Source organism: Streptomyces sp. NPDC006872, assembly GCF_040635845.1.
Classification (GTDB): Bacteria; Actinomycetota; Actinomycetes; order Streptomycetales; family Streptomycetaceae; genus Streptomyces.
In genome coordinates, this window is sequence record NZ_JBEYIL010000010.1 from 215,600 (window position 1) to 237,385 (window position 21,786).

18 protein-coding genes and 1 pseudogene are annotated in these 21,786 nt (G+C 69.0%); 10 read left to right on the top strand and 9 right to left on the bottom strand.

Going from position 1 to position 21,786, the window contains the following annotated elements:
- Window positions 1–116 precede the first annotated feature (116 nt).
- Genes ABZ725_RS28710 through ABZ725_RS28725 form a run of 4 tightly spaced genes read left to right on the top strand, consistent with a single transcriptional unit; the run spans window position 117 to window position 5,921 of the window.
- Complete coding sequence (locus ABZ725_RS28710) at window positions 117–1,619, top strand: site-specific integrase (protein WP_358805427.1); 1,503 nt, start codon at window positions 117–119, stop codon at window positions 1,617–1,619.
- Entirely contained in the window at window positions 1,616–3,430 is a 1,815-nt protein-coding gene (locus tag ABZ725_RS28715) for a hypothetical protein (RefSeq protein WP_358805428.1), read from the top strand. The genes ABZ725_RS28710 and ABZ725_RS28715 overlap by 4 nt, the downstream gene beginning before the upstream one ends.
- Complete coding sequence (locus tag ABZ725_RS28720; protein ID WP_358805429.1) at window positions 3,430–5,514, top strand: hypothetical protein; 2,085 nt, start codon at window positions 3,430–3,432, stop codon at window positions 5,512–5,514. Before ABZ725_RS28715 ends, ABZ725_RS28720 begins: the two co-directional genes overlap by 1 nt.
- The gene (locus tag ABZ725_RS28725) at window positions 5,511–5,921 is read left to right on the top strand and encodes a hypothetical protein (protein ID WP_358805430.1); all 411 of its coding nucleotides are present in this window, start codon (window positions 5,511–5,513) and stop codon (window positions 5,919–5,921) included. The genes ABZ725_RS28720 and ABZ725_RS28725 overlap by 4 nt, the downstream gene beginning before the upstream one ends.
- Before the next feature lie 87 nt (window positions 5,922–6,008).
- Here ABZ725_RS28725 and ABZ725_RS28730 read toward each other — a convergent pair whose 3' ends face one another.
- A complete protein-coding gene (locus ABZ725_RS28730; RefSeq protein WP_358805431.1) occupies window positions 6,009–6,932 on the bottom strand; it encodes a helix-turn-helix transcriptional regulator in 924 nt (307 codons plus the stop codon).
- 173 nt (window positions 6,933–7,105) lie between these two features.
- On the opposite strand from ABZ725_RS28730, the gene ABZ725_RS28735 reads away from it, so the two are divergent.
- The 3 genes from ABZ725_RS28735 to ABZ725_RS28745 all read left to right on the top strand — a co-directional run bounded on the left by ABZ725_RS28735 (window position 7,106) and on the right by ABZ725_RS28745 (window position 11,523).
- Window positions 7,106–8,452 (top strand): aldehyde dehydrogenase family protein, encoded by a 1,347-nt coding sequence (locus ABZ725_RS28735; RefSeq protein ID WP_358805432.1) that lies wholly within the window; start codon window positions 7,106–7,108, stop codon window positions 8,450–8,452.
- 503 nt (window positions 8,453–8,955) lie between these two features.
- The gene (locus ABZ725_RS28740) at window positions 8,956–10,068 is read left to right on the top strand and encodes an alkene reductase (RefSeq protein WP_358805433.1); all 1,113 of its coding nucleotides are present in this window, start codon (window positions 8,956–8,958) and stop codon (window positions 10,066–10,068) included.
- A gap of 366 nt (window positions 10,069–10,434) precedes the next feature.
- On the top strand, window positions 10,435–11,523 hold the full coding sequence (locus tag ABZ725_RS28745; RefSeq protein WP_358805434.1) for an alkene reductase: 1,089 nt from the start codon (window positions 10,435–10,437) through the stop codon (window positions 11,521–11,523).
- A gap of 503 nt (window positions 11,524–12,026) precedes the next feature.
- Here ABZ725_RS28745 and ABZ725_RS28750 read toward each other — a convergent pair.
- From ABZ725_RS28750 to ABZ725_RS28775, 6 genes are all read right to left on the bottom strand, one after another.
- Window positions 12,027–12,509 (bottom strand): hypothetical protein, encoded by a 483-nt coding sequence (locus ABZ725_RS28750; protein ID WP_358805435.1) that lies wholly within the window; start codon window positions 12,507–12,509, stop codon window positions 12,027–12,029.
- A gap of 957 nt (window positions 12,510–13,466) precedes the next feature.
- Window positions 13,467–13,961, bottom strand: coding sequence for a hypothetical protein (locus tag ABZ725_RS28755; protein WP_358805436.1), 495 nt, complete (start codon window positions 13,959–13,961; stop codon window positions 13,467–13,469).
- A gap of 205 nt (window positions 13,962–14,166) precedes the next feature.
- Entirely contained in the window at window positions 14,167–14,871 is a 705-nt protein-coding gene (locus tag ABZ725_RS28760) for a hypothetical protein (RefSeq protein WP_358805437.1), read from the bottom strand.
- A 763-nt stretch (window positions 14,872–15,634) separates the two neighbouring features.
- A complete protein-coding gene (locus ABZ725_RS28765) occupies window positions 15,635–15,985 on the bottom strand; it encodes a hypothetical protein (protein ID WP_358805438.1) in 351 nt (116 codons plus the stop codon).
- Window positions 15,986–16,334: 349 nt separating this feature from the next.
- Entirely contained in the window at window positions 16,335–16,709 is a 375-nt protein-coding gene (locus ABZ725_RS28770) for a hypothetical protein (protein ID WP_358805439.1), read from the bottom strand.
- Between the two features lie 295 nt (window positions 16,710–17,004).
- On the bottom strand, window positions 17,005–17,142 hold the full coding sequence (locus ABZ725_RS28775) for a hypothetical protein (RefSeq protein WP_358805440.1): 138 nt from the start codon (window positions 17,140–17,142) through the stop codon (window positions 17,005–17,007).
- A 722-nt stretch (window positions 17,143–17,864) separates the two neighbouring features.
- On the opposite strand from ABZ725_RS28775, the gene ABZ725_RS28780 reads away from it, so the two are divergent.
- The 3 genes and pseudogenes from ABZ725_RS28780 to ABZ725_RS28790 form a co-directional block, all read left to right on the top strand.
- Window positions 17,865–17,975 carry a hypothetical protein gene (locus ABZ725_RS28780; RefSeq protein ID WP_358805441.1) on the top strand — a complete coding sequence of 37 codons (111 nt, stop codon included), beginning with the start codon at window positions 17,865–17,867 and terminating at the stop codon, window positions 17,973–17,975.
- Window positions 17,976–18,132: 157 nt separating this feature from the next.
- Window positions 18,133–19,500: an aminotransferase class III-fold pyridoxal phosphate-dependent enzyme gene (locus tag ABZ725_RS28785; RefSeq protein ID WP_358805442.1), complete on the top strand. Its 1,368-nt coding sequence runs from the start codon at window positions 18,133–18,135 to the stop codon at window positions 19,498–19,500.
- Between the two features lie 318 nt (window positions 19,501–19,818).
- Window positions 19,819–19,929 (top strand): annotated as a pseudogene (locus tag ABZ725_RS28790) (AAA family ATPase); the annotation flags it as partial.
- Window positions 19,930–19,964: 35 nt separating this feature from the next.
- On the opposite strand, the gene ABZ725_RS28795 reads toward ABZ725_RS28790, so the two are convergent.
- Window positions 19,965–20,630 (bottom strand): nitroreductase, encoded by a 666-nt coding sequence (locus ABZ725_RS28795; RefSeq protein WP_358805443.1) that lies wholly within the window; start codon window positions 20,628–20,630, stop codon window positions 19,965–19,967.
- Between the two features lie 181 nt (window positions 20,631–20,811).
- Window positions 20,812–21,681 carry an alpha/beta fold hydrolase gene (locus ABZ725_RS28800; protein ID WP_358805444.1) on the bottom strand — a complete coding sequence of 290 codons (870 nt, stop codon included), beginning with the start codon at window positions 21,679–21,681 and terminating at the stop codon, window positions 20,812–20,814.
- Window positions 21,682–21,786 lie beyond the last annotated feature (105 nt).

The following is a 21,786-nucleotide window of genomic DNA, read 5'->3' on the forward strand; positions in this document are numbered from 1 at the left end:
CTCTCGTCCGCCGTCACTCTACTGGCCCGCCCGAATGGGACGTCTCCGAATGTCTGGAGAACCGTCCCACTTCGGTTATGCGCTGTTGAGCTGTCCACGGACTATCGTCCAGCGTCATGTCGATCACCGGTTGGCGAGTGCATTTCACCCGTCGAGACATGGCGTGGCCGCGCGAAAAGACCCCGTTCATGCGGGAGTTCAGCGCCCTGTTCGCCGACCTCGGTGAGGGGTTGGACGATCTGGGGGTGCCCGAGGGGCAGCCGTTCCTGATCAGTCCGGCGGGCGTGTACGACGTGGCGCTGAACCGGTATCTCTCGGTGTGGCTGGCGTCTTCGCCGTGGAACACCCAGGCCGCCCATGCCCGGGACCTGCGCACGTACTTCGACTTCCTGTGGTTCGCGCGAGGCAGGCGGGACTGGCGTGATGCGTCCATGGACGACCGGGCGGCGTACGAGTGGTGGCGGCGTCGTGATGAGCGTGGATCTCGTTTGGAAGACACGAGTTGGGACCGGGAGGTGTCCACGGTCAACCAGTTCTACCTGTGGGCGATCGAGCAGGACCTCGTCAGGGCAAATCCGATCCGTCAGCGCGCGGCTTCGGTGTGGTCGCCGTGGCGGGGCGGGGCTGGCGGCACGATGGTGCGGCAAGTGCCAGCCGAGAGGTCGCACATGGGGCCACGGCGAGAGGTGAAGTGGCTGCCACCGAAGTCGTATCGGCTTTGGCGCAATGTCGGGCTATGCGGCTTCGACTCGAAGGAGGTGCCAAGGCGCGGGTTCCGTGGGAGGTGGGCGGCGCGGAACGCGGCGTACGCGGATTCGATGGTCCGTACGGGGCTGCGGTTGTGCGAGCACTCGGCGCTGACGGTGTTCGATCTACCGGAGCTGCCGCCTGCGGCGTCAGGGATCGTCAACGCGCGAGCGGTGCTGCCGCACGCGATTTCCAAGGGGAGGTCGGGCCGGGCGGTGTACTGGCCGGTGCCGGTGCTGCGAGATGTGCGCGACTACATGGAGTGGGACCGGGCCGAGATGCTCGACTATGGGCGCTCGCGCGGCTTCTACAACCCGACGCGCCGGTCGCTGCTGGTGGAGGACCCGGCCGCGCCCCGGGTGCGGGTGGGTGGCCGGTGGGTGCCGGTGGCCCGCCTGGATGCGGAGGAGCGGCGCCGGCTGCTGGTGACGACGGCCGATGGCAGGTGGGAGCCGGCGATGGTGTGGCTGAACCAGTGGGGCCTGCCGATGACGATGTCCGGGTGGAAGCAGGTCTTCGCCGACGCCAACGCACGGTGCCGTGCCCAGGGCGTAGACGTGGGGGCGACGCCGCACATGCTGCGGCACTCGTACGCGGTGATCACGCTGGAGTTGCTGTGGCGAGGCCATTTGCAGGCGCTGGGCGAGATGAACGAGCAGCAGCGGCTGACGTACCAGCGGGTGTTCGGTGATCCGCTGAACTGGGTGCGGATCAGGCTCGGTCACCGGTCGGCGACGACCACGGCGCTCTATCTGCACACCTTGCAGGAGCTGGAGATGCGTACCCGGCTTGAACTGGTGCCGGAGGGGGCCTGGGAGCCGGTGGGCTTCAGCGACGAGGGCTGGCTGGAGCGGTCGGAGGTCGTCGCGTGAACGAGGAGGCACCCCGCGCGGGGCGCGGCCGTGCCGCGGCTGTTCCCGGCGGCTTCTACGAGCCGCCTCCGACCGTGGAGTTCCCTGAGGACGGCGGGGCACCGGTGGCGCGGTTCACCGGTGAAGACGGCCGCGAGTGCGTGTTCCGGTTCGAGGAGTTGCCGCTGCCAGGATTGCACCGGGATTTCGCGCACGCGCTGGGGGTGCGGATCGGACCCGGCGGCGGCCGCCGCACACAGCGGGCGGCGAGCAGCCAGTGGCAGACGATCAAGCGGTTCCTGCTGCTCCTGGACCAGCTTACGGAACCGCCGCGGCGGGTGGAGGAGCTGCGGGTGCGTCACCTGGAGCGGTACCTGATGTCGAGGCGGCAGACGTGTGGAGAGAAGTCCGCCCGCCGGAACCTACAGGACCTGCTGCGGATCGTGCGTGTCCTGCCCGGTCAGGAACGGCTGGACGGGGCTGTGGTGGACTATGCCGGGCAGCCCGGGCACGGCGTGGACGCCCAGCAGGCCGGGCGGCCGGGGTACTCCGATCGCGAGTTCCAGGCCGTCATGGCCGCCGCTCGCTCCGACGTGGCCGCCGTCCGCGACCGGATCATGGCAGGCGAGAAGCTGCTGGGGCGTTTCCTCGACAACGACGAAAGCCTGTCGGTGGCCGAGCGGGAACAGGGGGCGCGGCTGGCGGCGATGGCGGCCACGGGCCGGGTCCAGGTCGACTACCGCGGGCTGACGGTGGGCGAGTACCCGGCGGCCTGCTACGCCCAGGCGAAGCAGCTGTTCGTGGTCGACCCGGACCTTGCCCCGCTGCTCATCTACGCGGCCGGGCTGAGCGGCCGCAACCCGGAGACACTGAAGGAACTGCCCGCCGAGTACCGGCTGTTGGAGGAGCGCGCGGTGGCGGTCACGCTGACCAAGCGCCGCCGGGGCAAGGCCAACTCCCGCACGACGGTGCATTGGAGCGTCGATGAGGACCGCCCGTTGCGGACGATGGGCAGCCTCTACCTGCTGCTGCACCGGTTGATGGGCCGCAGCCGGGCGTTTTCCGGGACCGGGTCGGTGTGGTCGATCTGGGCGGGCAACGGCCGAGGCGGTGTTCTCAATGCCGCCACCGGCGGGCACATCGGGCCCTTCGATGCCGAGCTGGCCCGCAAGCTGAAGCTCGGGGCGTGGGCCGAGCGCCACGGCCTGGTCGGCGACGACGGCAAGCCGCTGCAGATGATGGTGACGCGCATCAAGAAGACCGTCGAGGTACGCACGGCGAAGCAGGTCGGAGGGCATCTTCCGTCCGCGCGGGCGACGAACACGGCGGACACCTCCTTCACCCACTACCTGAGCAAGGACCCGTTCGTCGCCGAGTGGGCGGCCGACGTGCTCACGGAGGCGATCACCGACGCGGAGGAGAGCGCCCGCGCGGTGGTCGTCCGCCTCGGTGGCGGATCGGCTGCTGCCGTGCCCGATCAGGTGCGCGAGCAGGCGGCAGGGGGCGCGCTCGACACGCTGGCCTGTGCGTGCACGGACATCGAGCACGCACCCGGCGGTGGACGATGCCGCCAGTCGTTCCTGACCTGCTTCGGTTGCCCCAACGCCCTGGTGATGGAACGCCACTTGCCCGCCCTGCTTGCCCTGGCCGAGGTCCTGCGCGAGGACCTTCAGCGCCGGGATGCCGCGCAGTGGACGGCCCGGTACGGCACGACCTGGCAGATCCTCACCCGCGACATCCTGCCCCGCTTCAGCCCGGCCCAGCGCGCCGCTGCCCAGCAGAGGCAGCCCCACCTGATGCTCGATCTTCTGGAAGGGCCCACCCAGTGGTGATGACGCGAGCGGCCCAAGCCCCCGCACACCGCGCCGCAGTGCCCGAGGACGCCCTGGTCCTGGCCACGCGTCCGCTGCGCGCCGAGGCCCGGCTGGAAGAGACCTCCCGCTACGGCGATGACCTTTGGACGCTGACGCCGGCATGGCTGCGCGCGGACCGCAAGCCTCACCGGCTCGACTTCGCGCAGGTCCCACACGCTCACCGGGACACCGCCAAGCTCCTGTTCTACTCCCTGCTGATCGAGGACACCCCGCCCGGCGAAGAACCGATCACGATCTCCAGCATCCGCGCCTACTTCACCTGCGTACGCCACTTCCTGCTGTGGGCACAGGGTCGCCAGCTCCCGCTGGCGCAGATGACGGGCGATGACCTGGACGCCTACCACGCCGAGCTGACGTCGCTGCGGCTGTCGATCAGCGGGGTGTATCGCCACCGCCGCGCCGTGCGATTGCTGTGGGCCTACCGCTCCCGCCTTGCCGACCACCTCGGGCAGGACCCGCTGCGGCGTGCGCTGTGGCAGGCATGGGCGCGCGCCAATCCGCGCCGGTATGACGAGAACCTCACCGAGCGCATCCCCGAACATGTCATAGGGCCTTTGCTGACCTGGGCGCTGCGCTGGGTGGACGACTTCGCCGACGACGTGCTCGCCGCCCGCGCCGAGCGCGACAGCATCGACGCACGCCCGCCTGCCCACCCCGATCCGCTCGTGGCCCTGCAAGCTGTACTGGACGACTTCCGCCGGCGCGGACAGCGGCTGCCCACTGCACCCGCCCGGCTGGCCACCGGATGGCGCGGCAAAGAGGGCTTCCCGAACTTCGCCTACCTGGCCCGGCTCGCAGGCCATCCGTCATATCCGCTCAGAAAGGCCCGCCCCCGGCGTCTGATCGAGGAAGCAGCCCGCGACCTCGGCGCAGGCACCGACTCTCCCTTGCGTCACGTTCCTCAAGCGCAGGTGGACGGGCAGCGGTGGCTGGAGCAGATTTCCTACTACGACGTCGGCCAGTTCGAACGGCTGCTGCAGGTGTCCTGCTGGATCGTCATCGCCTACCTCTCCGGCCTGCGCGACTCCGAGATCAAACACCTGCGGCGCGGCTGCGTGAGCGCCCAACGCGACACCGACGGGCGCATCTACCGCTACCGGCTTCACGGACTGGCTTTCAAGGGCGAAGGCGTCCACGGCGCGGCTGCCACCTGGGTCGTCACCGCTCCCGTCGCACGAGCCGTCGCTGTCCTTGAACGCTGCCAGCCGGCCGACGAGCCCTACCTGTTCGCGCACCCGCTCAAATCGGCCAACCATCAACGCCACCACGTGGCCGGGCGCGTGCGGACCAGCGCCACCACCATCAAGGACATCACCGCACTGGCCAAGTGGATCAACTCCTACTGCGCTGCCCGTTCACGCCTGGATGCGATCCCCGAGGACAACGGACGCCTGCTGCGACTGACACCTCGGCAGTTCCGCCGCACCCTGGCTTGGTTCATCGCCCGCCGTCCCGGCGGCACCATCGCCGGCGCCCTGCAGTACCGCCACCAGCGCATCCAGATGTTCGAGGGCTACGCCGGCACCAGCGACTCCGGTTTCCGCGACGAGGTCGAGGCCGAAGAAGCCTTCGCCCGCGGCCAGTTCCTCGCCCAGCTGGGCGCCGACGACGACCGGCCGTCCCTGACGGGCCCCGCCGGAGAGGAAGCCGAATCCCGGCTCGCCGAGCTCGCCCGCCACACCGTCTTCGACGGCCAGGTCGTCACCGACGAAGCCCGCCTGCGCCGCATCCTGGCCCGCCACGACACCCGCCTGTACCCGGGCACCTTCATCACCTGCGTCTACAACCCCGACCGTGCCCTGTGCCGCATGTCCGAGGGACCCGCCGATCAGCCCGTCATGGCCGACTGCAAACCGCTGGTCTGCCGCAACACCGCTCTCACGCCCGCCAACCGGCAGGCCCTCACCGGTCACTTCGCCCGCCTGGAGGACGCCCTCGCCGACAGCGACCGCCTCGCCCCCTACGTCCGTCACCGCCTTGAGGAACAGCACCGCGCCACCGCCGCGTTCCTTACCCGCCACACCCCGGAGACCGCCGAGTGAAACGCGCCCTGCCCGGCACCGAGACCGTCAGAGCCGCCATCGACACCGTCCTTGCCGAGGCCGCAGCCCGCGGACGGCACCCCACCGTGACCGCGATCGAGCGGCTCCTGGACATCCCGCACGCCACCTTCCACCGGCACTACGCCGACCTGGTCGACGTGCACTTCCGGCCCCGCATCCCGGTGCTGGCCCGGCCTGCGACGCCGACGGAACCCTCCGGATCCGAGGCACGTACGGAAGCCAACCTGAGTCGGCTACGGAAGGAGAACACCGACCTGCGCCGCACTCTCGCTCTGTACGAGGAGGCGATCCGCCAACTGGCTCTCGAAAACGACGCACTGCGCAGCGGCGGCACCGTTCTTCCACTGCCCAACCGCAGCAGGCCCGCGCCACCCGGGCCGTCCTGAATGCGACACCCCCCCCGCAGGCGCCTGGCGTGGATAAGGTCGCTGGGCGTGGCGCTCAGCCGACTACCGGTGGTCAAGGGGAGTTGATCAAGCCGTGCGTGCCGACGGCGTGCTCGTTCCCGCCCGGGTCGCGTCCGCGCCCCAGCTGGCCAGCAGTCGCAGAGCCTCCGCCGACGGGGAGTTCGGTTCGGCGTGGTAGGTCACCAGCATCTGCTCGTGGGCGTCGGCCTGGTGGAACGACTCGAGGCGGAGATCGAGTTCGCCGACGAGCGGGTGGTGCAGGCGCTGGATACCGTGGCACCGCTCCTTGACGTCGTGGGTGGCCCACAGCCGCCGGAACTCCTCGCTCTTGACGGAGAGTTCGCCCACCAGCGCGGACAGCCGGGGGTCGTTGGGATGGGAGCCGGCATCCATGCGCAGCTGAGAGACGACGTCGCTCGCTTTGTGCTCCCAGTCCACGAACAGGTCGCGGTACTCGGGCTTCAGGAAGACCAGCCGCGCCCAGTTCCGCTCCCTCGCCGGCAGCTCGGCCCAGTCGCCGAAGACCGCCGCGGCCATCCGGTTCCAGACGAGGATGTCCGAGCGCCGCCCCACGAGGATCGCCGGAACACCGTCCATGGTGTCCAGCAGCGTCCGCAGGGGGCCCCGCACCTGCTGGGCGCGGCCGGCCGGCTTCTTCTTGTGCTGCTTCGGCTTCGCCAGGTGTGTGAGGTGGGCGTGCTCGGCGTCGCTCAGCCTGAGCGCGCGGGCGATGGCGTCGAGGACCTCCGGCGACACGTGCCGCCCGTTGCCCTGCTCCAGGCGTGTGTAGTACGCCACGGACACCCCGGCCAGCTGCGCCAGCTCCTCGCGGCGCAGCCCCGGCACCCGCCGGTACCGCCCGTAGTCCGGCAGTCCCACGTCCTCCGGCTTCAGCCGGGCGCGTCGGGTGCGCAGGAACTCACTGAGCTCGGCACGCGGGTCCAGAGCGCCGGCGGCCAGCTCGTGCACCGGTTCGGGGTATTCGTCCATGTCTCGAGTATCCACGGTCGCACGCACACCTTCCTGACCCAACCAGTGGTAGGCATCGCGCGCGTACGCAAAGCCGTGACCTGGGTGGATGCCGGATCGTCCAGCACGCTGGCCACTGTGCCCGGCTGGAAGACGGCCGGGGCGTGGCCTGGATCAAGAACGGAGTACATCCCATGAGCGCAACACAGGGGATCGAGTCGAGGACGCACCAGAGTGAGACGGCTACGGAGGTGGTGGGCCGCCTTCGTGCGACGTTCAACACCGGTGTCACCCGCCCATTGGACTGGCGCGTCGACCAGCTGCAGCGGCTGCGGGCCCTGCTGGTGGAGAACGAGCAGGAGCTGCTCGATGCGCTCTGGGCGGATCTGAGGAAGAACGCCGCCGAGGCAAAAATGCAGGAGATCGACTTCACCATCGCCGACATCGACGAGGCACTGGCGAACCTCGAGAGCTGGCTTGAGCCCCGCCCGGTCGAGGTTCCCGCCCACTTCGGTCCCACGACCACGGCCTACACCACGTACGACCCGCTCGGGGTCGTGCTGGTGATCGCTCCGTGGAATTTCCCGCTGCACCTTCTCATCGACCCCATCATCGGCGCGCTGGCCGCCGGGAACACTGTGGTGGCCAAGCCGAGCGAGATGTCGGTGCACACCTCGGCGGTCGCTTCACGCCTGCTGCGCCAGTACTTCGACGCCGACGTGCTCACCGTGGTCGAGGGGGGCGCCGAGGAGACCACGGCCCTGCTGGCGCAGCGTTTCGACCAGATCTTCTACACGGGTAATGGCACGGTCGGCCGGATCGTCATGGCCGCGGCAGCCAAGTACCTCACCCCGGTCACGCTCGAGCTCGGGGGCAAGTCGCCGGTCTTCGTGGCGCCTGACGCCGATGTGGACGAGACCGCGAAGCGGCTGGTCGGCGCCAAGTTCGGCAACGCGGGGCAGCAGTGCATAGCCCCGGACTACGTGCTGGCCGATCCGGCCACCGCGGCCGCGCTGGTCCCCGCCCTGCGCGCGGCGGTCGACGCCCAGTTCGGCTCCACTCCGCAGACCGCGGCCGACTTCGGCCGGATCATCAACGAGCGGCATTTCGACCGGCTCGCCCGTCTGCTGGATTCCGGCCGGGCGGCGGTGGGAGGCCAGCACGACCGTGACGACCTGTTCATCGCACCGACGGTGCTCACCGATGTCGACCCCGCATCGCCCATCATGCAGGAGGAGATCTTCGGTCCGATCCTCCCCGTCGTCGAAGTCGAAGACCTCGATGCCGCCATCGCCTTCATCAACGAACGCGACAAGCCCCTCGCCCTCTACGCCTTCACCACCTCCGAGGCCACCAAGTCGCGCCTCGTGAAGGAGACGTCCTCCGGCGGCGTCGCCTGGGGCCAGCCGGTGATACAGCTGCTCATGCCGGGACTGCCTTTCGGCGGCGTCGGCGAAAGCGGCTTGGGCCGCTACCACGGCCGGTACTCCCTGGAGACGTTCAGCCACCTCAAGGCTGTCGCGGACGTGCCGCTCAACTAGGCCCTCGCTTTCGTGGAGCAGGCTGTCCGAGGGGCGATCGGCCGGCGGAAGTGCCTCAGGCCGGTGAGCATGAGGAGCGCTGAGATCGCTGTTCCCGTCACCGCCGCAAGCGCGTTCCAGGTGAAGCCGTGTATCGGTCCTTCGCGGGGGCACGTCGAGGGAGTCGGTCGCGGCGCGGGCTGCAGACACCGATCCGTACCGACTCCGGCGGAGGCACCCGTGACTTCGTCACCTGGCTGACTGCTGATCGTGTGCAAGGAGCGAACGCCTTTACTGCGGCGGGAAGTTGCGCTTGACCGGCGTCGACGCCGACGGCATGCGGTTCTCGCCGCGTTCGCCGCCAGCACCGCCCACACCCCGATCGCGGTCGTGCAGCCGCGTCACCGTCAGCGGGCCCGCGCATGCCCGAGGACCGCATCCGCGCCTCTGCCGGGACAGCGTGGACCCCCTGCGTCGCAGGCCTTCATCCCGTTCTCCTCCGTATTGCAGAAAGAAAGAAACCCATGACTGTCAACATTTCAGAAGTTTCACCCGTCCCGTCGCTTTTCTCTCCCGTCTCGCTCGGGAAGATCGAGCTCGCCAACCGCATCGTCATGGCACCGCTGACCCGGGTCCGGGCCGGTTCCTCCGGCATTCCCGGGGACCTGATGGTCGAGTACTACCGGCAGCGGGCGAGCGTCGGAATGATCATCACCGAGGGCACCTACCCCGACCACGCGTCGCAGGGGTATGTCGGCGAGCCGGGCATCGCCACCGACGAGCAGGCGGCCGGCTGGCAGCGGGTGTTCGAGGCGGTGCACGCAGAGGGCGGCCGCATCGTCCTGCAGATCATGCACGCCGGCCGCGGCACCCACCCCGACATCAACGGCGGCCGCCGCATCCTCGCCCCCAGCGCGATCGCCATCGACAACAAGACGTTCACCGAGAAGGGCGAGCAGCCCTACCCCGTACCAGAAGCGATGACCACCGCAGAGATCCGGGCAGCCGTGGAGGCCTTCGTCGCCGCGGCCCGCCGGGCCATCGAGGCGGGAGCGGACGGCGTGGAAATCCACGGCGCCAACGGCTACCTGCTCCAGGAGTTCCTCTCCCCGGCGGCCAACCAGCGCACCGACGAGTACGGCGGCTCGCCGCACAACCGCGCCCGCTTCGTCGTCGAGGTCGTCACGGCGGTCGCCCAGGCCGTCGGTGCCGAGCGGGTCGGGCTGCGGATCTCGCCGGAGGTCGACCTCGGGGACGTCTTCGAGACCGACCGGGACGACGTCCTGGCCACCTACGGCACCCTGATGGACCAACTGCGCCCGCTGGGCCTGGCCTACCTCTCCGTACTGCACACCGAGCCGGGCGGCGACCTCGTACAGGAGCTGCGGCGGCGCTTCGACAGCAAGCTGATCGTCAACAACGGCCCCTTCGGGGGGCAGACGACCCGCGAGCAGGCGCTCCAGCAGATCGAGGCCGGCCACGCCGACGCCGTGGCCGTGGGCCGGGCCCTCATCGCCAACCCCGACCTGGTCGCGCGCTGGCAGGGTGGCCACGCGGAGAACGAGCCGCGGCCGGAACTGTTCTACGGGCCGGGCGCCGAGGGCTACACCGACTACCCCTTCCTCGAAGCGGCTTGAGGCCCACGGTCACGCCTGTCCATGCGGCAGCCCCACGAACGCATGGACAGGCGCCCGACCGGCGACACTGTGCCCGCCCCCTTTGAGCGCGCGGTCACAGCGGCGATCACCGGCTCGAGGACCGTCGGGTCCGTCAGGGCGTTGACGTTCCGCAAATTTCTGGTCAGCAGCCTGCGTTCGGTGACCTCGGCGAGCACATTGCTCTCGTGCGTGGCCACCGCGGCAGCCTTCGGCCACAGCTGACGCCAATGACTGTTTTCCAGCGGCGGCCCACCCTGGCCTTGCCGATCACCAGTTCTCCGCCACCCCGCAGGACCGTGCCGCCGCCTGCCTCTTTCACCTGACCATTCTTCGAAGGAAGCTGCCATGACCACCGCGTTCGACCCGATCGACCTGGGCGGCAAGACGCTCGCCAACCGCATCGCGATGGCGCCGATGACCCGCAGCCGCGCCGATGCTCCCGCCGCCACGGCGACGGAGCTGATGGCCACCTATTACGCCCAGCGCGCGAGCGCCGGCCTGATCATCACCGAGGGCATACAGCCGTCGGTGGGCGGCCAGGGCTACACCAACACCCCCGGCCTGCACTCCGCCCAGCAGGTCGACGCCTGGCGGAAGGTGACCGACGCCGTCCACGCCCAGGGCGGCACGATCTTCGCGCAGCTCATGCACACCGGCCGGATCAGCCACCCCAGCCTGCTGCCCGACGGACTCCACCCCGTCGCCCCCTCCCCGGTCGCGGCGGCGGGCCAGGTGTTCACCTACCAGGGCCCCCAGGACTACGTCACGCCCAAGGAACTGGACCCCGACGGCATCGCCCAGACGATCGCCGACTACGCCGACGCCGCGCGCAACGCGATCGCCGCCGGTTTCGACGGCGTGGAGATCCACGGGGCGAACGGCTACCTGATCCACCAGTTCCTCGCCCCCAACACCAATCTGCGCACCGACAGCTGGGGAGGCGGTGCCGCAGACCGGGCCCGCTTCGGTAGCGAGGTCGCCACGGCGGTCGCGGAGGCGATCGGCGGCCACCGGACCGGCTTCCGTATCTCTCCGGGCAACCCCTACAACGACATCGCCGAGACCGACCCGGCCAACGTGCTGGAGACCTACACCAGCCTGATCGCCGGTCTCGCCCGGCTGGACCTCGCCTACCTGCACCTGGTCGAGAGCCCGGACCGCGTCCTGACCGCCCGGCTGCGCAAGGACTGGCCGACGGCGTTCATCCTCAACCCCTTCACCCACCCCGCCACCACCGGCCCCGGCGCTCTCAACCACATCGTGGACGGCACCGCGGACATCATCGCCTTCGGCGCGCTGTTCCTGGCCAACCCGGACCTGCCCGCCCGCCTCGCAGCCGGCGGCCCCTACAACACCCCCGATGCGGCCACCTTTTACGGCGGCGACCACCGCGGCTACACCGACTACCCGACGCTGCCCGCCGACAGCGCGTGAACCGAAAAAGGTCATCGCCGGCGAGTGCGGAGGCAGGACGCGGCGTTTCAGGCCGCAGGCCACCGGCGTCCCTCTGGTCCTGACCTATGCGCCTGGTGGCGGCACTCGCCGCCTGCCACATCTGGCGGGCCACCTTGGGGAACCGGCAGCTGAGAGAAGAGCTTGAGGCCGCGACGGGCGGCGCTCGCGGCGCGGGCGATCCCGGACACGGTGCCCTGCGTATCGCCGCGCAGGGCACCATCGAAAGCTTGGACGACGCGTTCGCGACCGCGTCGGAGCACGGTGCCAGAACCGACGCCACCACTGGTCCAGGGCCCTTCACACCGGAGGGCCCTGCCCCATGCCCGCAGTGGACAACGGACAGAACAAAACCCCAACCATAACTTCGGTTCCGCAGCCCAGCCGGGCGGGGTTGGCGGTCGGGCGGTCAGCATCGATGCCGGCAGGTCGAGGGCGGCATATGGCCCTGGAGGCGGTGCAACAGGTGTGGTGCCTGTGGTGGGTCACTTCGAGGATGAAGCTGCCCAGCCGGCTGTGTGGCGGTGTCGGCCCAGTCCGGCGGCTTCGAATTCGTCGTAAGCGCCGGCCCGCCGGACGCCGAGGCTGTGCAGAGCTTGGGAGATCGGGCTGCCGCCCGCTGGATGTGCGGAGCCTTCGGGCAGGAGCAGGGGACCCAGGACGAGTGCGCCGTTGTTCCAGAGGGCCGCTTGTTGCTCGCCTGCGCCGCCGAAGTATTCAGCCTCGACGTAGGCGACAGGGCCGGTGCTCGACCAGAGTGCGAGGCGCAGGTCGAATCCGCTCGGCATCCTCGGGAAGTTCAGAGGCCGGTTGCTGGAGCCGTCGGTGACGGCATCGAAGAAATCGTCTGTGACCGCGAGGAGCGACAAGTTCTGGTGCAGTGGTGCGAGCCGGGCTGTGCTGATTTCTCTCGTCGCGTTCCTGAGCAAGTCGTCGTCTGCGATGACCGCGCGTAGTTCGTAGCTCATCCGTCCCCCTGGTCATGGATCCGGGAGGCAGTTTGACACTGCCTCAGACCGAGATGTCCATCAGGGCAGGCAGAACGCCTTCTTGGTGGCCTTGCCTGCAGCCGTCTCCTTGGCGGTAGCCATTTTCGTCGGCTTGCGAGCCGGGTGCTATCTGACCTCTGCCTCTTCCTTGATCTCCGCGCCCCGCGGCTTCGCGGCCTGGACGCTCCTCTCCAGGGCCGCCATAAGATCCCGGGCGCGATGACGGTGCGCTGGGTCACCCCCTCCCATGCCTGCATTGACGCTCTGGGAGCGGAGCAGTCACTTGAACAGGCTCCCGGGTGCCGGGGCGTGACAGGATTCGGCAGATGGTGCTTGCAGGTGAGTTCTTCCTGGCCGGAGACGATGCGTCCACAGCGCGGGTGGGCCCGCGCAAGAGGCACGATTTTCCTGCCGTGCCGTGTGAGGGCATCTATCCAGATGAGGCGGTTCTCAACTGGGAGACTCTGCTGACGGGCGCGCCTGCGAGTCCGCTCCGAGACGTGGTGCCCATGACCAACGACGGGTTCACCGTCTTCGCTGTTCCGGAGCCGCTGTGTACGGCTTTGGCGGGTGCGGAAAGGGAGCAACTGCGAACGGCAGGCGTTGCGTGGGCCGAGAGTGCCTCCGGCCCAGACCATGAGATCTCGCCGGACAGAGCGGTGGACCTCCTCGAGCGTCTGTCAGCCCTGGCCGACAGCCGGGCGGAGAGAGGCCTGAGCCTGTACTGCTGGTACTTCGCTCCGTGACCTCACCGCCGACGTGCCTGTAGCTGCTGCAGGGCCCCGGCCTTGCCGGGACGGCGCGAGCTGCGTGCGCCGATGATCGGCCGGACAGGTCCTGGCCAGGGCAGGGCTTGTCGGTTGCCTTGATCGGCGCATCGTGCAGATGGGCTGGTGTCTTCGGCGGTCGAACGGCGTCGCCGCTCGGTGCCGCCGCTCAGTCGCCGTCGAAGCCGCCCGAGTCCGCGCCGGCGCTGTCTGCACTGTCCTCCCAGTCGGACCCGCCGGGCGGCCCGGCCGTTTCGCGGTGCTGTGTCCTCGCCTTGTCGGAGACGATCGTCGCGGTGATCAGACCTGCTATGCAGGCCATCATGAGGGTTGTCCCCGAGACGAACACGGCTGCCCACGGCGGGCTGTTCACGTCCACGTCGAAGAGGATGAACAGGCCCGCGCCCGGGAACACGCCGAAGATCCACGAACCGCAGAGGGTGGTCACCGTCAGACCCTGGTGGAGATCGGAGAAGCCGGCGACGTCCCGTGGCGTCGCCGTCCGTCCCGGCCACGCGACCGGGATCAGGGCGACCGCCTGGCAGACCAGGCAGGCGAGTTGGACGACGGCACAGCCTGCGAACGAGAGCGGGCGCGACCAGTAGTGCGCCAACCCGGCGAGGGCACTGAGGAGTGTGCCCGCGTTGCCCACTACTATCCACATGGAGCGGGACCGTATGAAATCGGACACCGCGTCGAACGTGTCTTCCCGGAGCCATGCCTGAGTGATCTTTCTGAGCCTGCGGTTGTCCCTGATGCCGTCGAGCATGCGCCGCCCCCGTGTGTCGGTACCGTCCCTGGCTGAATCATGCCCACGTCGGGGAAGCCGTAAGTGGGGGGATGGTGGAGCGGGGTGGGGGCCAGATCCTCTAGTTGCGCCTTCGGCCCCCATACCGATGCAGCACCGCTTGGAGGAAGATCATCCGATGGATCACGTTCTTGAGGGCGGCGGCAGGCAACACCGCATCTTCGTGTGGGCCGCGTGGACCGGCGGCGAGGCGACTTGCCACATACGTCGCATCGTCAACGTGAGGAAGCCGGACGGGACTCTCGCCGGCCGGAAGGCCAGCCCGGGCAACAAGAAGATCTTCGGATTCCGGACCGGTCAGTTCGCGCGGAGCGTCGACGAGGCCGCCGTGCTGGGCGTACTTGCGGGCATCGCGGCCGCAGAGCACTCGGACGACGTGACGATCTGTCTGCCGCCTGGCCCTGAGGGTGAATTGCTGCAGCGTGTCCGTGACATCGGCGAGTTTCCTCGGCCGCACCCTCTCGCCGAGACCCTGCTGGGGTGGACCAGCCGACGGCTCTCCCGGGCAGTCCAGATCGTCGAGCCTGCGACCCACCCCACGTTCGCCGCCCTTCACCGCGCGGCCGAGTCGTCGCTGCGGGCGCCTGACGATCTCAGGACCCTTCCGCAGGTGTGCCGGCATCTCGCCATGGGCCGCCTGGGCCCCCTCGAGGATTCGCGCGGGAACGGTGCCGGCCAGTGCCGGTGCGGGAAGGTTTGCTACGGCTCCTGGGATCTCGCCTTGGAAGCGCTCTTGGCGATCACAGATCAGCGTGAGCTCGGCCACTACCCGAAGCGGGTGTACGCCTGCCCGACAAGCCGTCACTGGCACCTCACAAGCAGAGCGTCCGAACGACCCGTCGGACGATCCGGTCCCTCGGCCGAGTGACTTCACCGCACCACATGTCATGTGCGGTGGAAACCGCGCGCCTCGGCCCACAGGCCGGACCCCTACCAGCGCTGCGCACGCCCAGCTGCACCGGCACCTACTTGCGCGTCAGGATGCACACCGACAACCGCGACCATGTCGGTTCAAAGAGGTTTCTCCATGGCTGTGTCCCCGAGCAGGGAAGAGTTCGAGCGCACAGTGGGGCGGGTGGGCGGCCGCGCTGACTTCGGTGGTCCACCCAGGTCTGTGTCGCAGCGTGCAGTTGGTGCGTCCGACCACCGGGTTGGTCAGCTTCTGCGATCGGCTTCCAGAGCCGTTGCCGGGCGCGGGCGAAGGCGTGGATGTGGGGCGGCGGCGCCTTGTTCCAGGCAGGATGCAGCACGGCCACGCTCCCGGCTTCCTCTGCGCTGTGAGCGGAGGCGAGCCCAGCAGTTGGGCGAGAATCAGAGCTCGGTGACATCACTCTCACGTGGAACTGAGTGATCCCAGCGCTGAGCAACAGACGTTTTCAGGCCGGTGACCCTGTAATGGAGGGCTGTCTCGCCAGTCGCTTCGCCGAGCTGCTGTGCCATCTCTTCGACGATCAAGTCGGCGGCCTCCAGCGAAGCAGCACCCTCGACGAATACGGTCCACGTACCCGCGAGCTCCCATGAGACCGGGATCAGCTGATCGTGTACTCCGCGACGGGGTCACGCGGACGCTCTTGCCCGGTGGGCTCGGCGGCGTCCCTCGCGAAGTCGTAGGGCATGGGCTCGTTCCCGTCCACTGCCCACGGTGCCGGGTACCTGGCGTGACATCCCGTGCACCTGGCCACGAGCGTCCCGATCTCCGGGTTCGTCATGATGCTGTAGTGCGACGAGGGCCGCGCGCACATCATGTGGCCGTTTGCGGTCGTCTCGAGCGCCGGCCATTCGGGGGAGCACTCGCACGGGCCGGTCTTCGCGAACGTCTCGTCGCCAGGTGCGTCGTGAGTGTTCCTGAGCGTCTTGATGAGCTTTCTGAGCGGCCGCACCGAGGCCTCCTTTCGTGACAACCGACGCGTTGAACACGCAGGCCCCACGATCGTACGGACAAGTCCTAGGAGCCGGCCGGCGGGCGGCCTTGACTGTGGGGTGGCCGGCGTCGGTCGGCCGACGAGTTCGCGCAGGTCGACGTTGCGCTGTTGCGGTTGCCAGGATTTTCGCGATCGCCTGCCCCGTGAGGGACGAGGCGTCCATCGCCCGCCAGCGGAGACTCCCACATTCGGCCTGGGTGGGCATGCGGTACGCACGGCTCCGTCTCCGGCAGCCCCGGTCCGTCAGATCCCCTGTTTCGTCTGTCCGCACGATTCGACCAAGGAGCAGGGCCGTGCGAATAGAGCGTCACCAGTACCGGGGCGTCGTGTCGCGCCACTCCGGCGGCCCGCCGCCGCTGCGGAGCCAGATCTCGCCGTCGTCGCCGACGAAGCCCTCGTAGCGAAGGTGTCCGTGGAATGCGTGGTCCGCGCCGACCGACGCGGTCACGTCCCGGAGCCGGCTGTCGACCTCAGTACGTGCGACACCTTGGGCGTTCACCCGGAGGTATCTGATGGCTTGCGGACGGCCCTGTTCGTCGGCGCCTGCGTCGTCGTCCGGGACGAACTCCCAGCTCACCTGGGGGGCCGCCGCTGCGGGCTCCGGCCCGGCCGCCTCATGCAGCGCGGTGTCGAGGTTGCGCTGGAACGCGTCCTGGTCGGTCAGGTTCCATAACTGTGTCATCGGGACCGGGGGGCGCAGCTCAATCGTCCCCCAGACGCTGTATTCGTAGCTTCTTCCTTCTTCGTTCCCCATGGACGCCCCTCTGCGGAATCGCCGGCGGCCGTCGGCGCCCGGTTCGCCTGTTGTCGTGACGGCGAATCGTTCATCGCTTCGAGCTTATCGTCGTATAGACGATAAAGGCAAGGGTGGTGTCCCTTTCAGCGGACCTCCACGGTTCCGTCCGGACTTCAGGGCCGAACGTCCCGCGCGGTCATGTCGTCGCGCAGCCTCAGGTAGTGACAGGCCGTCGAGGCGGTCACGCACCCGCATCGCCGTCGTCCCGGATGTGGAGCTGGACGTCGGGCCGGCAGTGGCTGCAGGCGCGCGGTCCTGTGGTGAGCAGGCCGTCCGACGCCGTCATCACACCAGCCACCCGCAAGGTCATCGCGTACATGGCAGACTGATCCTGCAGGTTGCGGCCGGGCAGGAGTGCTCTCGGGCAGCCCAGTTGCCGGGGTAGGGAGGACCCGTGGGCGGGAACGATCCGCACATCCATGTCGAGGCGAAGGTAGTCCACGGGACAGGCATCGCGACCTCGCACAGGGGTTTTCTGACGCGGACGGCTGAGTCCGTGGCCTGGGCAACGACAGCCTGGATTCGGCGAGAATCTCGACTTCCGGCGCGAGTTCGTTCGACGGGGCTGGTCCGGCGTCCAGCCCACCTGACCGGCGGGCGGGGAGTGTGAACCAGAGCGCGGGCCCAGGTGCTGTGCTGCACGATCACAGCGGGAATGTCTGCGGCATCCGCCGGCTTTCGGGTCAACTCCATCCGTTTTGAGCGGAGTTCCTGCGTTGGCTTACCGAGCATGATCGAGCTGAGTACCGGTTTCAGTATCAGGCAGTCGCCCGGAGAGAAGCACTCAACCTCAGATAGCGGGCGGCACGGGCAAGACCCATCTCGACACCGGGCTCGGCATCCGGGACTGCCGGGCTGCGGCCACCGGTTCGTCTTCGCCGCCACAGCCCAGTGGGTCGCCTGCCTCGCTGAGGCCACCAAGCGGGCAGGCTCAGCGACGAGTTGACCCGCTGGGCGGGATCTCGTTGATCGTGACCAGCAAGAAGCCCTTGGGACGACGGGCCGAGGTCTTCGGCGACGGCAGGGTCGGTCGCCGCTGCGATGATCGACCGTCTCGTCCGTCACGCCGGGGTGGTTTCGTCGAAGGGCGACAGCTACCGTATGCGCGGCCCTGACCTCGGACGGGTTCGCGCGGCCGACGCCGGGGAATGATCGACGTCGACTGACGTAGCGGGGGTCGCTTTTCACTCGTCGGATGTCGGTGACGATTCACGCGTGGCAGAGATGTGGGGACGCACCATGACCGCGCGTGCGTCGACGCGCTGGGGGGAATCATGAACGACGAGACAGCTCCCGGGATGCGCGGGCTGTGTGGGATGTCCGTGCCGGGCCGTTCGCCCGGGTCGTGATGAGGGTTCCCGGGCCGGACAGGTCGCCCTTCCAGTCGTCCTCCCACTCGCCCGTCGACCCGCCGACTCCTGACTCGGCGCTGCCGGACGCGAGCCTCGGCGCGTTCCGCCTGCCGGACGAGCTGTCCTTCGTGATCGCGGCGGGCGCCGGATCACGGATCAGGACCACGCACGGGCGCGAGCTCATAGACCTGGTGATGAGCTGCGGGCCGCTCGTCCTGGGGCATGCCCATCCGCGCGTTGTGGAGGCCGTCGAGCGGCAGCTGCGCGACGGCACGACGTTCTACTACCTCAATGCGTCGGCGGCCCGGCTGGCGCAGCGGATCGTTGAACTGGTCCCGTGCGCCGACGCGGTCAAGTTCTGCGCGTCGGGGAGCGACGCGACCTTCAGCGCGCTGCGGCTCGCCCGGCGCGCGACCGGCCGCGACATGATCCTTAAGTTCGACGGCGGGTACCTGGGCTCACACGACTACGGCCGGGCGGTCGAAGGACCCGCCTGCGGAGGCGTTCCGGCCGCGGTCGCCGCGGATGTCCTGCACGCCCCGTTCAATGATCTCGCCCAGGCCACCCGGGTGGCCGAGGCCCATCGAGAGCGCCTCGCCGCGATCATCGTGGAGCCGGTGCAGCGCGCGATCGAGCCGGCCCCCGGCTTCCTCGCCGGGCTGCGCGCCGTGTGCGACCGGATCGGCGCCGTGCTCGTCTTCGACGAGGTGGTGACGGGTTTCCGGCTCGCTCTCGGCGGCGCTCAAGAGCTGTACGGCGTGATCCCGGACCTGTGCGCGCTCGGCAAGGCGCTCGGCGGCGGGCTCCCGATCGGCGCGGTCGCCGGCCGGCGGGAGTTGATCGAACTCGCCGCCGCCCGGCCGATCGAGGCCGCCGGGAGGTCGCACGAACCCGATGTCTATATCAGCGGATCCACGCTCGGCAATCCCCTGTCGTGCGCGGCAGGGCTCGCCACGCTGCGCGTCCTGGAGGACGAGGACGGGATCAGCCGGATGGCCGAGTCGGGCCGGGCGCTGCGCGAGCGACTGCTGGACGTGGCGGCCGAGTTCGACGTCGAGCTCCAGGTGATCGGCCCAGGCGCGTTCATCGAACCGGTCTTCGGCCCCGGGCCCGTCGTCGATCAGCGCTCGTACGAGGAACAGGACCGGGTGGCGTCGCGGGCCTTCGGCCTCGAACTCATCCGGGCAGGGGTCTTCGCCTACCCCGGCTTCAAAATGTACCTGTCGACGGCCCATGACCAGCAAGATCTCGACAAGGTCGCCGACCGTGCGCGGACGGCGATGCGGCGGGTGCGCGACGACGGCCTCCTGCGGCGACAGCCGTGAGCGGGGGAGACCGAGACGAGTCGGGAAGGGGCTGGATCGGCTGTGTCTGAAACGCCCGTGTCCGCAGTGCCGCTACCGCGTCCGCTCGTGTGTGCGCTCGGCCGCACTGGGGATGACGTCAGGACGCTGGGTGTCGGCGCAATGCCGCGAAGCTTGAGTTGATCGAGGTCCTCGCCGCGTACCGGCGACGCACGCACCGACACTGAGTTCGACCCTGCCCCTGCCCCTGCCCCGGGCGAGGACGCCCCGCCCCGAGAGGTCCGGCCGACCCTCCGGCTGGCCGGCTGAACCGCCCTGGCACCCGCACAGCACCGCGGCGCGGCCAGCGTCGACCGGCTCGCCTTCGGCGGGAACATCATCGAGATTGGCACCGACTCCTTCCGCCTCGCTCAGACCCGAGCCCGCGATGAGCGGAGCGAAACGGACTGACGACCCGTCTGCTGTGAGGATCACTGGTCAGCGGGTCATGCTCCGATGAAGCTCACTGTTTCTGTCATGTCCGCCCGCCCAGTGCGCAGCCGTGGCATGCCTTCCTTCTCGAATCCCACCGAGACACCGCAGAACAGTACGAGCCCGTCATCGGCTCCGACTGTCTGGCTGACGGTCTTGCGATACATCGTCCACATCACCTGGGGGCAGCTGTGCAACCCTTCCGCCCTCAGTAACAGCATGACCGTCTGCAGGTACATCCCCGCGTCCCCCCACTGTCCGGGCCCCATCGTCCGGTCGAGGTAGCAGAACAGCACGACCGGCGCCCCGAACGCCTCCGAGTTCAAGGCGGCGATCTTCTTGGGTCTTTCGGGGTCGTCGCGCTCGATTCCCAGCGCCTCGTACCGCTGGGCAGCCGCAGCGGAAAATCGGTCCAGGTACGGTGAGGACAACTCGGCCGGGTACATCGGATACTCCCGCTCATCACCCGGGTCTCCCGCCAGTGCCCTGGCCGTCGCGCGCTTCTTCAGTTCGGTCAAGGGCCGGCCGGTCACGACAAACACATGCCACGGCTGGAGGTTCCCACTCGACGGAGCCCGCGTTGCTGCGGCCAGCACTCGTTCGAGTACCTCTTTGGGCACCGGCTCATCGCTGAACGCCCGCACGGCCCTGCGACTGTCCACGGCTTCATACACATCCACGTCTCTTCGTCCTCTCACTCCATGGCGGGCAGCGAAGACACGAGGATGATCATCGCGCCGGGCGAGCAGGCCGGGCGGAGCTTTGGTGCTGCCAAAACTGGGTTCTGGCCCAGATCTTGGTTGCGCCGTGAGGCTTGCCGGCAGCCCCGTGCTCTCAGCCGACCCCTTGTCCACCGAAGGGTCAGCCGAGGTGCTGTTGGAAGAAGGCGGCCGCCTCCTTGCCGACCCGAACGCGGACGGCCGGGTCGGCAGGTTGAGGGGTGAAGAAGTCGTCGTGGCGGACATCGGGCCCGGCCGAGCAGCCACTCGCTGTGGGGATGTGCTCCAGGTACGGCCTGGTGTCGACCTCGTACGGGTTGACCGTGTCCGCTCCGCCCCAGCGGATGCCCACAGGTACCCGCACGGTTGCCAGGCTCTCCGGGGTCACGAGACCGCCGACTCCGGGGGCCACTTGGAAGACCGCCCGCACTCGGGGATCCGAGAGGTCTGCTGCGGCGGCATCCAGCGCACGTCGTGACGACTCGTTCAGTGGGTGCTTCATCCGCAGCGCCTCCAGCGCGCCGGGGAACTCGGGGATCTCGGGCAGAGGGACCGTCCCCGTCAGTACCGCCCACAGGATCTGCGGGTCGACGCGGGCTCCGGCGAGCGCCGCCGCCGTGTAGCCGCCAAGGGAGAATCCCGCCACACCGACCGGACCAAGGGGTTGTTCCTGAGCGAGCGCTTCGAGGACGAAGGAGACGTCCCGGGGCCGTTCCCATACATGGAGAAAGCCCTCCGGCTCGTAGCCGTCGACGTAGTTGTTGCCGTGGTGATCAAGGGCCACGACCCGGAAACCCGCCTCGTGCAGCGGTCGTACCAGCCACTCCATGTCGCTGCCCGAACCTCCGGTGCCGTGAGAGACGACGACCAGCGGAGCGGGTGCGGCCTGTGGGCGGCTCGGCTCCCACAGGTAAACACGGACAGGACGCGGACGAGCCGGATCCCGCAAGTCGCTTCGGGACTCATCGTGCAGGACCCGTATCAGCGGCTGTCCCTGTCCAGAGATCGTCATGGTGACATCGTAGGGAAGGCCGCCTGCCCTAAAAGGTCCTACTGACCTTTCCGTTGAGTTGTCGTGTCCAGCGAGAGGCCGGCTTCGGTGAGTGCGGCCCGTGAC